The 12,619-nt window shown below is 67.8% G+C and carries 14 protein-coding genes and 1 tRNA gene; 8 read left to right on the plus strand and 7 right to left on the minus strand.

Annotated features, from left to right (window positions below):
* Positions 1-5: 5 nt before the first annotated feature.
* Together pgeF and pepN are read right to left on the minus strand one after the other, a co-directional pair.
* The gene (gene pgeF / locus AR323_RS02290; RefSeq protein WP_057882581.1) at positions 6-707 is read right to left on the minus strand and encodes a peptidoglycan editing factor PgeF; all 702 of its coding nucleotides are present in this window, start codon (positions 705-707) and stop codon (positions 6-8) included.
* Positions 708-750: 43 nt separating this feature from the next.
* Positions 751-3,414 (minus strand): aminopeptidase N, encoded by a 2,664-nt coding sequence (gene pepN / locus AR323_RS02295; protein WP_057882311.1) that lies wholly within the window; start codon positions 3,412-3,414, stop codon positions 751-753.
* A gap of 53 nt (positions 3,415-3,467) precedes the next feature.
* Here pepN and AR323_RS02300 point away from each other — a divergent pair, with 53 nt between their 5' ends.
* Complete coding sequence (locus AR323_RS02300; protein WP_057882312.1) at positions 3,468-4,259, plus strand: Rossmann-fold NAD(P)-binding domain-containing protein; 792 nt, start codon at positions 3,468-3,470, stop codon at positions 4,257-4,259.
* On the opposite strand, the gene AR323_RS02305 is transcribed toward AR323_RS02300, so the two are convergent.
* Both AR323_RS02305 and AR323_RS02310 read right to left on the minus strand, forming a co-directional pair.
* The gene (locus tag AR323_RS02305; protein WP_057882313.1) at positions 4,222-5,148 is read right to left on the minus strand and encodes a DMT family transporter; all 927 of its coding nucleotides are present in this window, start codon (positions 5,146-5,148) and stop codon (positions 4,222-4,224) included. The genes AR323_RS02300 and AR323_RS02305 overlap by 38 nt on opposite strands.
* Positions 5,145-6,143 (minus strand): threonine aldolase family protein, encoded by a 999-nt coding sequence (locus AR323_RS02310; protein ID WP_057882314.1) that lies wholly within the window; start codon positions 6,141-6,143, stop codon positions 5,145-5,147. The genes AR323_RS02305 and AR323_RS02310 overlap by 4 nt, the downstream gene beginning before the upstream one ends.
* Positions 6,144-6,192: 49 nt before the next feature.
* Between AR323_RS02310 and AR323_RS02315 the strand changes: the two genes are divergently transcribed.
* Positions 6,193-6,501 (plus strand): GNAT family N-acetyltransferase, encoded by a 309-nt coding sequence (locus AR323_RS02315; protein WP_057882315.1) that lies wholly within the window; start codon positions 6,193-6,195, stop codon positions 6,499-6,501.
* Here the strand turns inward: AR323_RS02315 and AR323_RS02320 are convergent.
* The 3 genes from AR323_RS02320 to AR323_RS02330 all read right to left on the minus strand — a co-directional run bounded on the left by AR323_RS02320 (position 6,488) and on the right by AR323_RS02330 (position 8,626).
* The gene (locus AR323_RS02320; protein ID WP_057882316.1) at positions 6,488-8,017 is read right to left on the minus strand and encodes a PH domain-containing protein; all 1,530 of its coding nucleotides are present in this window, start codon (positions 8,015-8,017) and stop codon (positions 6,488-6,490) included. The genes AR323_RS02315 and AR323_RS02320 overlap by 14 nt on opposite strands.
* Complete coding sequence (locus AR323_RS02325) at positions 8,014-8,505, minus strand: PH domain-containing protein (RefSeq protein ID WP_057882317.1); 492 nt, start codon at positions 8,503-8,505, stop codon at positions 8,014-8,016. The genes AR323_RS02320 and AR323_RS02325 overlap by 4 nt, the downstream gene beginning before the upstream one ends.
* Before the next feature lie 46 nt (positions 8,506-8,551).
* Positions 8,552-8,626: transfer RNA gene (locus AR323_RS02330), tRNA-Thr, on the minus strand.
* Positions 8,627-8,738: 112 nt separating this feature from the next.
* Between AR323_RS02330 and AR323_RS14895 the strand changes: the two genes are divergently transcribed.
* Genes AR323_RS14895 through AR323_RS02355 form a run of 6 tightly spaced genes read left to right on the plus strand, consistent with a single transcriptional unit; the run spans position 8,739 to position 12,601 of the window.
* The gene (locus AR323_RS14895; RefSeq protein ID WP_164461535.1) at positions 8,739-8,909 is read left to right on the plus strand and encodes a hypothetical protein; all 171 of its coding nucleotides are present in this window, start codon (positions 8,739-8,741) and stop codon (positions 8,907-8,909) included.
* 34 nt (positions 8,910-8,943) lie between these two features.
* Complete coding sequence (gene gpmA, locus AR323_RS02335) at positions 8,944-9,630, plus strand: 2,3-diphosphoglycerate-dependent phosphoglycerate mutase (RefSeq protein ID WP_057882318.1); 687 nt, start codon at positions 8,944-8,946, stop codon at positions 9,628-9,630.
* Positions 9,631-9,634: 4 nt separating this feature from the next.
* Positions 9,635-10,126 (plus strand): 5-(carboxyamino)imidazole ribonucleotide mutase, encoded by a 492-nt coding sequence (purE, locus tag AR323_RS02340; RefSeq protein ID WP_057882319.1) that lies wholly within the window; start codon positions 9,635-9,637, stop codon positions 10,124-10,126.
* Positions 10,126-11,193 carry a 5-(carboxyamino)imidazole ribonucleotide synthase gene (locus AR323_RS02345; protein WP_123321868.1) on the plus strand — a complete coding sequence of 356 codons (1,068 nt, stop codon included), beginning with the start codon at positions 10,126-10,128 and terminating at the stop codon, positions 11,191-11,193. The genes purE and AR323_RS02345 overlap by 1 nt, the downstream gene beginning before the upstream one ends.
* On the plus strand, positions 11,193-11,678 hold the full coding sequence (locus AR323_RS02350; protein WP_057882321.1) for a dihydrofolate reductase: 486 nt from the start codon (positions 11,193-11,195) through the stop codon (positions 11,676-11,678). The genes AR323_RS02345 and AR323_RS02350 overlap by 1 nt, the downstream gene beginning before the upstream one ends.
* Complete coding sequence (locus AR323_RS02355) at positions 11,675-12,601, plus strand: bifunctional riboflavin kinase/FAD synthetase (RefSeq protein ID WP_057882322.1); 927 nt, start codon at positions 11,675-11,677, stop codon at positions 12,599-12,601. Before AR323_RS02350 ends, AR323_RS02355 begins: the two co-directional genes overlap by 4 nt.
* The last annotated feature ends 18 nt before the right edge of the window (positions 12,602-12,619 follow it).

Here is a 12,619-nt window from a genome sequence, read left to right on the forward strand (position 1 = left end):
CGTGGTCAGGCCCGCAGCCCGATGAGTGACAACAACCGCCCGTAGGTCGGCTCTCCAAGGTGCGTCGACCGACGGAACGAGAAGAACGTGTCGGGCTCGGCATAGGTGTCGCGATGCAGCGCCTCGATACGTTGCAGGCCCGCCTCGGTCAGGCGGTGCAGCACGTACCCCGGCAGGTCGAATTGCCAGTGCCCTTGTTCGCCGGCCATGAAGAAGCGTGCGTCGCCATCCGTGAACTGCGCCCGGAAATCGGGTCCGACCTCATACGATTCCTGCGCGATGCAGGGTCCGACCGCGGCGCCGATCCTGTCGCGCGATGCCCCCAGCATTTCCATCGCGGCCACGGTGTTGCCGATCACTCCGCCATGCGCCCCCCGCCAACCGGCATGAGCGGCCCCGATCACTCCCGCTTCCGGGTCGGCGAGCAGGATCGGCGCACAATCGGCGGTCAGGATGCCGAGCAACACGCCGGGCCGGTCGGTCACGAGGGCATCGGCCTTCGGCTTGCCGGTTTCGTCCCACGGATCGCCGACGGTGGCCACGTCGGCCGAGTGGACCTGATGCACGCCGACAAGGGTTGCCCCGGGCAGCACCGCCCCTGCCGCGATCCGGCGGTTCTCCGCTACCGCTGCGCGATCGTCATCGGCGCCGAAGCCGCAGTTGAGGCTTGCCACCGGGCCGGTCGAGACTCCGCCCCGGCGGGTCATGAACCCGTGCGCGACCCCTTCCAGAACCTGCGAGCGAAGCGACTCAGTCAAGGCTGCGCGTCACCTGCTCGAACGTGTCGCGCGACAGGCCCTGGGCTCCGGCGATCCGTTCCAGCTCCGCACGCATGATGGAGGCCCGGCCGGGCTCGACCCTCCGCCACCGCCCCATCGGCGGCACGAAGCGGGCGGCGGTCTGCGCATTCAGCGGGTCGAGCGCGAGGATAAGGTCCGCCACCATGCGATATCCCTCCCCGCTTGCGGCATGGAACGCGTGCGGATTGCCCGCGAACGCCATGTACAGGCTGCGCACCCGGTTCGGATTCTTGAGCGTGAAATCGGGATGGCCCGCGAGCGCCTTGACGTGCTCGATGGTGTTGGGGTGCAGCGATGCCGCCTGAAGGCTGAACCACTTATCGATCACCAGCGGGTTGCCGCGATACCGGTTGTAGAAGTCGATCAGCTTGTGGGTCCGCTCGGGGCCGGTCAGCCCGCACAGGACCATCAGTGCGCCCTGCCGGTCGGTCATGGTTTCGGCCGAATCGTACTGGGCTGCCGCAATGCGTTCGCCCAGCGCCGGGTTGCCCGCCGCCAGGAACACAAGCGCCTGCGTCTTGACCTTGCGGGCCCCGCGCGCGGCCTGGTCGATGCCCGACGATGCGCCGCTCGCCCGCTCGTGCATCGCGACCAGTTCGGCTTCGAGCGTTCGGCCCAGCCACGCCTTCAGCGCCTCGCGCTCCTCGTGCACACGGCCCGGGTCGGCGACGAGGAGTTGCTCGGAAATGTAGGTCTGACTCGGCAGCATCAGCAGTTCGCCGCGCATCGAATCGTCGAGCTTCGGATCGGTGATCACGGCGCGCAGGGCCCCGCCGATCGCATTGCGAGCAGAATCACGCGCCGCTTCGGAAAGCCCGCCGCCGACGAGCTCGACCAGATGGCCGACGATCAGTTCCTGCATCGCTTCGTAGCGCGCGAACGGATCGTCGTCGTGCGCGGCGAGGAATACCAGGTCCTCGACGGACGCCTCGCGTTCGATCGAGACGGGGGCGGAAAATCCGCGATTGATCGAGAGCACGGGCTTTTCGGCGAAGCCGGCATATTCGAAGGTTGTCTGCTCGCCGACGAGAACGGCAAGCTCTTCGCCCCGGTGACGACCGGTCGCCCGGTCGAATAGGGCCAGCTTGAGCGGGATCACCATCGGCAACTTGTCAGGCTGTCCGGGAGTCGGCGGGACAGTCTGCCTGAGGGTCAGCCTGGCCGTCTCGCCGTCGTGGGTCAGTTCGACCTCGACCTTAGGTGTGCCTGCCTGAGAATACCAGCGGCGGAACTGACCGAGATCGACCCCGGCACCGTCCTCCATCGCCTTGACGAAATCCTCGCAGGTCGCCGCCTCGCCGTCGTGGCGCTCGAAATAGAGGTCGGTTCCCTTGCGGAAGGATTCGGCGCCCATCATCGTGCGCATCATGCGGATAACTTCGGCGCCCTTGTTGTAGATCGTCGAGGTGTAGAAGTTCGATATCTCGCGGAACGAATCGGGCCGGATCGGATGGGCCAGCGGACCCGAGTCTTCTGGAAACTGGACGCTGCGCAGCAGGCGCACATCCTCGATCCGCTTGACCGCCTCGCCCTGCATGTCCTGGCTGAACATCTGGTCGCGCAGGACGGTGAAACCTTCCTTGAGGCTAAGCTGGAACCAGTCGCGGCAGGTGACCCGGTTGCCCGACCAGTTGTGGAAGTATTCGTGCGCGATCACGCCCTCGATACCGTCGTAATCGCCGTCGGTCGCGGTTTCCGGATCGGCGAGCACATATTTGGTGTTGAAGACGTTGAGGCCCTTGTTCTCCATCGCCCCCATGTTGAAATCGCCGACCGCGACGATGTTGAACACGTCGAGATCGTATTCGCGGCCGAATACCTCTTCGTCCCACTTCATCGATTTCTTGAGCGATTCCATCGCATGGCTCGTGCGGGGCAAATCTTCCGCGCGAACCCAGATCGCGAGTTCGACCTCGCGTCCGCTCATTGTCGTGAAGCTGTCCTTGCGCGAGACGAGATCGCCGGCGACAAGCGCGAACAGATAGCTCGGCTTCGGCCACGGATCGTGCCACTCGGCCCAGTGCCAGGCGTCTCCGGCACCATGCTCGTCGCCCTCGTCCACCTTGTTGCCGTTCGACAGCAGCACGGGAAACAGTTCCTTCGGCCCCTCCATCCGGACGGTGTAGGTGCTGAGCACATCGGGTCGGTCCGGGAAGAACGCGATGCGGCGGAACCCCTCCGCCTCGCACTGGGTGCAGAGCATTCCGTTCGAAGCGTACAGGCCCATCAACTGGCTGTTCGCCGCCGGATCGATCTCGGTCACGATGCGGACTTCGTGCGGGCCGGGGCTGAGCGCGATGACGAGATCGCCATCGTCCATGCGCCAGTCGTTGGCGCCCTGTCCGTCCACTTCGACCGAGCGCGGCTCCAAACCGTCGCCCGACAGGCGCAGTTCCTGCGAAGGCGCGCTGTCGGGATTGGGTGCCACGACGAGGGTGGCGGTCACGCGCGTCGTCTCGATACCCAACGCGAACTCGAGCCGGGTCTCTGGCACGCGCCACGGAAAAGGCGTGTAATCCTCGCGGCGGATCAGCGGCGGCTGCTTGGGCGCGGGAGGCGCGTCGGCCATTTCGGGGTTGCCGTCGGGCGTCGAGGGTGTGCGGGCAATATCCATGTGGCGTTCGTTCCAACCTTATCGCGGGCGTGTCGAGGCGCTAAATGCACGATATGGGACATATGTTCATTTTCGGCCTCGGATATTCGTCGAAAGCCATCGCAAGTCTGCTCGGCGGCTGGAGGATCGAGGCGACGGGACGCAACGGGACGCATTCGTTCGACGACGAGGACGGGGTGCGCGCGGCGCTGACGCGGGCGAGCCACGTCCTGTCGTCCGTACCCCCGACGGAAGGCGGCGATCCGGTATTAGCGCGCTATGGTGATGCGCTGAGCCACAGTTGGCTGGGCTACCTATCGTCCACCGGGGTCTATGGCGACACCGCCGGCGCCTGGGTGGACGAAACCTCGCCGGTAGGAACGGGCCGCCGTTCGGCTCGGGCCGAGGCTGATCTGGCATGGCTGGCGAAGGGTGCGCGTATCTTTCGGCTGCCGGGTATCTATGGCCCGGGCCGCTCGCCGCTCGACCGCGTACGCGAGGGCAAGGCGCATCGGATCGACCTTCCGGGGCAGGTCTTCAGCCGGGTTCATGTCGACGATATCGCCAACGGGGTCGTCGCCGCGCTCGACGCGCCGCCCGGCGCCTACAACCTGGCCGACAACCTGCCCGCAAGTGCCGCCACGGTGACCGAAGAAGCGTGCCGCCTGCTGGGCCTCGACCCGCCGCCGCTGCAATCGCTGGACGAAGCGGGGCTTTCTCCGATGGCGCGCGGATTTTATGCCGAGAACCGGCGGGTGGCGAATGGGAAGGCACGGCGCGTGCTCGGTTGGGACCCGACCTTTCCGACCTACCGCGAAGGTTTGGCTGCTATTCTTGCGGGGGAACGGGCACCTGCCGCGCCCTGAGCGCGACGATCATGCCCAGGGTTGCAAGCAGCGCGCCCGCGATCGCCAGCGCCGACCAGCGATATCCTTCGAGCACGGTCGAGATCGCCATGGCGATGACCACGACCAGGACTCCGTTGTACGCCGCGCGGCCCGCTCCCAGTTCGCGGACGAGCTGGTAGTAGAGCGGGAAGGTCACGACCGTGCCCGCTATCGCGAGCCACACCGTCCCCAACCAATAAGCGGGCTCGGTCGGCACCACCGGCGGTCCTGCGACCAGCCAGGCCGCCGCGACATCGATCCCGGTTCCGTAGAGGATTGCCCAGGCCAGCAGGCTGACCAGCGGAACGTCGCGGCCCGCCGGTCCCGCCTGGACGACATTGGCGATCGAGGCGGACAGCATTCCCCCCAGTGCCAGCGCGGTCCCCAGCGCGACGTTGCCGCCCAGTGGCGCAACGCGGGCTTCGTTCACCAGCAGCACGCCGATCCCGGCAAGGGCTATCATGCTCCCGAACAGGAACCGCGCGGTAACCGCTTGCCCCAACAAGGCGCGGGCGAGGAGCGCGTTCGGCACGAACATCATCCCGACCAGCAGCGCGACCACGCCGGAAGTCAGGTGGGCTTCGGACGCATAGACGAAGGTATAATTGCCGCAGAACTGGAACAGGCCCATCGCCAGCGCCAGTCCGTGCGCCCGTCCCGGCATGGCGAGGGGCTTCTTCATCAGCAGCGCGAGCGCGAACATTGCCGGAGCGGCGATCGCGAACCGGTATGCGATCGACCACTGGGCCGGCACGCCGTCGATCTGTCCCCGGATGACGTACCAGGTCGATCCCCAGATGATCGCCGTGAGCACGAATGGCACCGCGATGCCCGGGCGCAGGAGCGCGTGCGGCGGGGATTGGGTCACAGGGCTGCGATCGCGTCGGCCAGCGTGCGCGCGTCTTCCTCACGCGTGTTCCACGCGGTCACGAACCGCGCGGCATCCTCGCCCCAGTCGTAGAAGCCGAACCCCTTGCCGCGCAGTGCATCGCGCTCGGCGGCGGTGAGGCGCACGAAAAGTTCGTTCGCTTCGACCGGATGCATCAGCCGTTCGCCGCACGCGTCCGCGATCTCGGCGGCGGCGGCGTTGGCGGCGCGTGCATTGTCGAGCCACAGTTCCCCGTCGAGCATGGCGAGAAGCTGCGCGGCGAGGAAGCGGCCCTTCGACTGCAGGTGGCCCGCCCGCTTGCGGCGGTACCGGGCGAGCGCGGCGGCGGCAGGATCGAGGAACACGATCGCCTCTGCGCTCATCCCGCCGTTCTTGACGCAGCCGAAGCTCAGCGCGTCGCACGGCCCTGCGGCCTGCGCGGGGGGGCATCCGAGGAACGCGACGGCGTTGGCGAAGCGGGCGCCGTCGATATGGAAGCCCAGTCCGCGCGACTTGGCGAGCGCACCCAGCGCGTTCAGTTCTTCAGGCCGGTAGCTGCGACCGTACTCGCTGGCCTGGGTGACCGAAAGCGCATGCGGCTGTACCTGGTGCACATCGTCGCGGATGGGATCGATGGCGGCGCGCACGTCGTCCGGTGTCAGTTTCGCGCCTGCGCCGTCTGCCAGTATCAGCTTGGCGCCGTGGAGGTAGAACCCGGGCGCGCCGGCCTCGTCGACCTCGATGTGCGCCTCGCGGTGACAGACGACGCCGCCGTGGGGCGGACACAGGGTCGCGAGCGCGAGGCAGTTCGCGGCGGTGCCGGTGGCCACCCACAACACGGTCACCTCACGCTCGAACAGCGCGCCGAACGCCTCGTCGAGGCGGCGCGACAGGGCATCGTTGTCGTAGGGTGCGTCGGCTTCGTCCGCGGCGCGCATCGCGTCCCACACGCGGGGGTGGACGGCGGCGGCATTGTCGGAAAGGAACTGGCGCATCGGAACGCCCCTAGCTTCGCTGGCGTTGAGCGCAAGAAGGAGACACCCCATGGCGATTGAAGGGCTCGAGATTACGCACGAAGGCAACGCGGCGCACGGAGAGTACCGGGCCACCGTGCCTGGCAGCGATGCCGTCGGGCGGCTCACCTGGAAAGCACGGGGCGAAGCGCGGATCGCCGATCACACGCTCGTACCCCCCGAGATCGGCGGACAGGGCGTAGCGGCGGCGCTGGTCGATGCCCTGGTTCGCGATGCCCGTGAAGACGGCTTCAAGATCGTGCCGCAGTGTTCGTACGTGGAGGCGCAGTTCCGTCGCCATCCCGAATGGGCAGACCTGCTGGCTCCTACCCCGAGTTGAGCCGCGAAAAGTCGACCCCGGTGATACTGTCCAGCACGGCCGCGCGGATGCGGCGCGCATCGCTCAGCGGAACCGCTTCGAACGACAGCGTTCCTCCGGCGAGGCCCAGTCGCAGTGTGGCGTAATTCCCTCGCCGCGCCAAAGGTCCCTGCGCGATCTCGACCGATTGCAGCTTGACCCGGTTCGCGATGTCGATGCTGGGGGCGAGCCAGCCCTGTCTCGCGTAGATCTGCCTCGCGTCGATGGCGTGCCGTGCGCGGCGCCAGCGGAAATACTGGCCCAACGCGATCACCGGCAGGGCGAGCAGCGGCAGCGCGGCGGCCAGCGGAGCAGGGGAGAACAGCAGGCCGACTGCAATGACGATCGGCACCAGCGATCCGACTACCGCACCATCGACGAAAGCGCGGGTTGCGGGGCGGCGCCATTCGATGCCGTCGCCGGGCAGCGCGAATCCTGCGGCACTGGCAATGGGGGCGATCTCGTCCAGCCTGGCGAACGGGGCGACGACGTGGCTGCCCGAGCCGGCATCCTGGGCAAGGCTGACGAACTTCAGTCCGTGCCAACCGAACAACCTTCGTAGCAGGCGCGTGCGGATCGCGATCGCCTGCACGCGGTGAGCCGGCATGACGACGTCCGTCTTCGTGAAGAGCCCGCGCTGGCGGCGAAAACCTTTGGCGGTCCGCGTCAGCATGAAGCCCCAGTCGCGGGTGAATGTTCGTGCAAGGCCGGTCGCAAAGCCGATGACCATGAGCGAGCCTATCGCCGCCGCGATCGCGGCCGCTTGCGCCAGGGGCCCAAGCGCAGCGACCCGGTCGGCATTGGCGCCCAGCAGCTCGCGCCACGTGTCGCCGTCCCAGATGTCGATGGGCAGGAATTCGTCGAACTGCTGCGCCGCGCCTGCTGCGACCGCGAACGCGGCGAGCGAGAACTCGAACAGCCCGAAGGTCGCCAGTCGGCGCGGCGGCATGGCGAACAGGACCTCGCCCGCGGCTGCCTCCGCTGCCGGGACCAGCGCCGCGTCTTCGGCTATATCGTCGTCCTTGCGCTCACGCACGAGCTCGCGAAGGCGCTCTCCCTCGGCGAGCGGAAGATAGGCCAGTGCAATCTCGTCGCCGCCGCCGGCGCCCGTTTCGAATCGGACCTGCGCAAGGCCGAGTGCGCGGGCGAGGAGAGGCTGCTCCAGGCTGACGTCCTGGATCCGCTCGTAAGGCACCGCGCGCGCCGTGCGGCTGAGCACGCCGGCTTCCAGCCGGATGTCCTCCGCGCCGACGGTGTAGGTCGTGCGTAGCCACCGCACGACGGCGACCGCGATGCCGATGGCGACGGCGAGCACCGCCACCCCGGCGATCATGCCGAGGCCGGAGAATTGATCGCGCAGTCCGTATGCGCCTGCAATCGCGGGGATAACCGACTTGCGGATGTCGCCCAGCGCGCCGACCACGATGCCGAGGGGCGCGGTGCGGCGCGGTCCGTCGGCGGTCGCCTCCGGCTGCGCACCTTCCGGCACGTCGCTCACAGCGTCTCGCGTTTGATGTGGGCGCGGATCGATTCGCGCATCGAAGCCGCGTCGGCCTGCGCTAGGCCCGGCAGCGCGACGCTGGCATTGTGGGTACCCGCCGTGTGGACGACCAGCGTCGCCAGCCCGAACATGCGTTCGAGGGGACCCTGCGTCACGTCGATGTGCTGGACCCGGCCGAAGGGGACGACGGTATCCGACCGGAACAGCAGGCCGCGGACCACCCGCAGCCGGTCTGCGCCCAGATCGTATCCGCGCGCCGCATGCCGTCGCAACGGAACGCGTGCGATCAGCCAGGCAGCCGCGAGAACGAACGGCACGAAGAACGCGCCCATCGGCAGCAGATTTGCCGATTCGAGCACCAGCGACCCGATCGCGAACGGTACCGCGGCGATCGCGGCCTGCAATCGCAACATCTTGATATGCGCAGGATCGAGCGGGGTCAGCGCCCGCTCTTCGGTGATGATGCCCTGCCCCGTATCGCCCATGGTGCCTTATCTGGCTAACACGGCTGGCGGTAGCAAGGGAAATCGATGGTGCTGCTGGAGAGGATTGAACTCTCGGCCTCACCCTTACCAAGGGTGTGCTCTACCACTGAGCTACAGCAGCTTGAACCATCGAGCTGTCCCGGCGCGGTTTAGGGCCGGCGGCGGGAGCGGGCGCGCCTTACAGTGCAGCCCGCCCTTGTCAAGCATTGCAGGGCGTAGCAAGCGTATCGTCGATGACCGGCTCGACCGATGGAACGACGCGCGAGGAACGCCTTGCCATGAAGCTGCGCGAGAACCTGCGCCGCCGCAAGGCGCAGTCGCGCGAGATCGCGGCACGCGCCGGCGATACGGAAAAGCCGTTGCCCGACAATGCCGGCCTTCCCAAAGACGGGGACCGAGGCTAGGGGCGGGTGCTCCCGCGACCATGGAGCCGAGCGCTTGTCCACGCTGATCCTCATTCGCCACGGCCAGAGCCAGTGGAACCTGGAAAACCGCTTCACCGGCTGGTGGGACATCGATCTGACCGACAAAGGCGTGGAAGAAGCCCTCGCGGCCGGGGCGCTGCTTGCCGAGAAAGGCGTCCTGCCGACCGTCGCCTTCACGTCAATGCAGACCCGCGCGATCAAGACGCTGCATCTCGTGCTCGAAGCGTGCGGGCGCCTGTGGATTCCCGAAACCAAGGACTGGCGGCTCAACGAGCGGCACTACGGCGGCCTGACCGGGCTCGACAAGGCCGAGACGGCTGCTCGCCACGGCGACGAACAGGTTCACGTCTGGCGCCGCAGCTTCGACGTGCCGCCGCCCGACATCGAGGCGGGAAGCCCCTTCGACCTGTCCGCCGACCCGCGTTATGCCGGGATCGCGGTGCCGCGCGCAGAAAGCCTGAAGCTGACCATCGACCGCGTGCTGCCCTACTGGGAAAGCGCGATCGCGCCCCGGCTTGCCGCGGGCGAGACGGTGATCGTCGCGGCGCACGGCAATTCGCTGCGGGCGCTGGTCAAGCACCTGTCGGGCATTTCCGACGAGGACATCGCCGGTCTCGAGATTCCCACCGGCCAGCCGATCTTCTACCATTTCGATGCCGCGATGACGCCCGGCGAGCGGCGCTACCTCAAGGACACCTGACGCCATGACGAAATCGGGGGCGGACGTCGCTATCGTGATGGGCAGCCAGTCGGACTGGCAGACGATGCGCTGCGCCGCCGAAGTGCTCGACGAACTCGGCGTCAGCCACGAGGCGCGGATCGTTTCGGCGCACCGTACCCCCGATCGGCTCCATGCATTCGGCAAGGGCGCGGCAAACGAAGGCTTCAAGGTCGTGATCGCGGGCGCGGGCGGGGCGGCGCACCTGCCCGGCATGATCGCCGCTCTTACCCACCTGCCGGTGCTCGGCGTGCCAGTGAAATCGAAGGCCCTCAAGGGCCTCGATAGCCTGCTTTCGATCGTACAGATGCCCGCCGGAGTGCCCACGGGGACGCTCGCGATCGGCGAGGCGGGGGCGACCAACGCGGGGCTGCTCGCAGCCGCAATCCTCGCCCTGTCGGACGAGGCGCTGTCGCAGCGTCTGCAGGACTGGCGCGCCGCGCGCACGGCTGCGGTGGGCGAGGTGCCGGAGGACTGATGCCGCCGAGCCGCACGGTAGAGGTCGGGGGCACGATCGGCATCCTCGGCGGCGGCCAGCTCGGCCGCATGCTCGCGCTTGCCGCGGCCCCCCTGGGCTATCGCTGCCACATCTACACGCCCGAGCGCGACAGCGTGGCTGCCGAGGTGGCGGCCGAAGTCACCGTCGCTCCCTTCACCGATCCTCTCGCGCTGGGACGGTTCGCCGAGGCGTGCGATGCGATCACCTTCGAGTGGGAAAACGTCCCCACCGCGCCGCTGCAGTTCCTGGCCGACCGGATCGCGCCCGGCCTCCGTGCCCTGGAAACAGCGCAGGACCGCGTGAAGGAAAAGCGCTTCGTCGAGAATCTCGGCGGGCGCCCCGCGCCCTATGCGCCGGTCGATTCGGCCGACGATCTTGCCCGTGCGATCGAGCGGATCGGCACGCCGGGAGTCCTCAAGACAGCACGCGACGGATACGACGGGAAAGGCCAGTGGCGCATCGCGTCGGTGCGCGATGCCCAGGCGGTGCGCCTGCCCCAGGCAGCCTGCGTGTACGAAGGCTGGGTCCAGTTCGCTGCCGAGTTCTCGGTTATCCTGGTGCGGTCGGCGACGGGCGAGGTGCGGTTCTGGGATTCGACCGAGAACCGTCACGACGGCGGTATCCTGTCGCTCACGCGCTGGCCGCCCTCGCCGGTGGTCGCTGCACAGGTCGATGAGGCACGCGGACTTTCGCTCCGGATAGCCGATGCGCTCGGCTATGTCGGAGTAATGACCGCCGAATTTTTCGCCACCGACAACGGTCCCGTGTTCAACGAGATGGCCCCGCGGGTCCACAACTCGGGCCACTGGACGATCGAGGGTGCGGCGACGAGCCAGTTCGAAAATCACATCCGCGCGGTCGCCGGATTGCCGCTGGGCGACACCTCCACGATCGTGACGCGCGCCGAGATGGACAATCTCATCGGCGATGTCTCGGCTGCCCATTCGGTGCTCTCGGATCCTGCGGCGCATCTGCACCTCTACGGCAAGTCCGAGGCGCGCGAAGGGCGCAAGATGGGCCACGTCACCCGCACCTGGATCAAGTGATGGCACGCGAAGTCGTCGCCATCCTGGCGCGGGCGAAAGGGGGGGTGATCGGGCGCGACGGCGCGCTGCCCTGGCGCCTTCCGGCGGACCTCAAGCGTTTCAAGGCGCTGACGATGGGCACGCCGATGATAATGGGCCGCAAGACCTTCGAAAGCCTTCCCGGCCTGCTCCCGGGACGTCGCCACATCGTTCTTACCCGCGGTCCGAAGTGGCGCGCCGATGGGGCCGAAGTCGCCCACTCGGCTGACGCGGCACTGGCGCTTGCGGGGGAGGGTCGCGTGTCGATCGTGGGCGGAGCGGAGGTCTATCGCCTGATGCTCCCGCACACCACGCGCATCGAACTGACCGAGGTTCATGCCGAGGTGGACGGCGATGCTCGCGTCCCGCCCTTCGGTCCCGAATGGCGGGAGAGCGCTCGCGAGGATCACGCCGCTGATGGCGAAACCCCGGCATTCAGCTTCGTGACGCTGGAGCGCGCAGCATGAGGTGGCTCGACCACCGCGACCCGATGCCCGACTCGCTGCGCGGCGCGGTCATCGCGCTCGGCAATTTCGACGGGTTCCACCTGGGCCACCAGGCGGTTGCGGGCGAGGCGATCCGCTGGGCGCGCGAGCAGGGCCGGCCGAGCATCGTTGCCACCTTCGACCCGCACCCGGTGCGCCACTTCAAGCCCGATGCCGCGCCGTTCCGGTTGACCACGCTTGAACAGCGGCAGGAACTCTACCTCGCCGCCGGGGCGACAGCGATGATGGTGTTTCACTTCGACTCTGCGTTGGCGGGCACCTCGGCGGAGGACTTCGTGCGCGTCCTGCTGCACGAGCGGATGGGCGCCGCGGGCGTGGTGACGGGCGAGGATTTCACGTTCGGCAGGGGGCGCGGGGGCAATCTGTTCGTCCTGCGCGCACTGGGAGCGGAGGTCGGGATCGAGGCGCGCACCGTGGCGCCGGTGATGGACGGGGGTGAGCCGGTCTCGTCCTCGCGCATCCGCCACGCTCTGCAGGAGGGCGACTGCGCCACCGCCACCCGGCTGCTGACCCGCCCGTTCGCGATCCGCGGGGTGGTGCAGCACGGCGACAAGCTGGGCCGCACGATCGGCTATCCCACCGCCAACCTGCCGATCGAGGGATATCTCCGCCCGCGTTACGGCATCTACGCGGTGACGGGCAGGGTGCTCGGCACCGGGCTGGAACTGAAGGGCGCGGCCAACATCGGCATCCGCCCGACATTCGATCCGCCCAAGGAACTGCTGGAGCCCTATTTCTTCGATTTCGACGGCGATCTCTACGGGCAGGAAATCGAGGTCGCATTCCATCACTTCCTCCGGCCCGAGGCGAAGTTCGATTCGCTCGAGGAGCTTCAGGCGCAGATGGCGCAGGACTGCGACGAGTCGCGGCGGTTGCTCGGCTAAACCAAAACCTTCCCTATG

Origin of the sequence: Tsuneonella troitsensis, from assembly GCF_001441535.1 — a bacterium.
GTDB classification, from domain to species: domain Bacteria; phylum Pseudomonadota; class Alphaproteobacteria; order Sphingomonadales; family Sphingomonadaceae; genus Tsuneonella; species Tsuneonella troitsensis.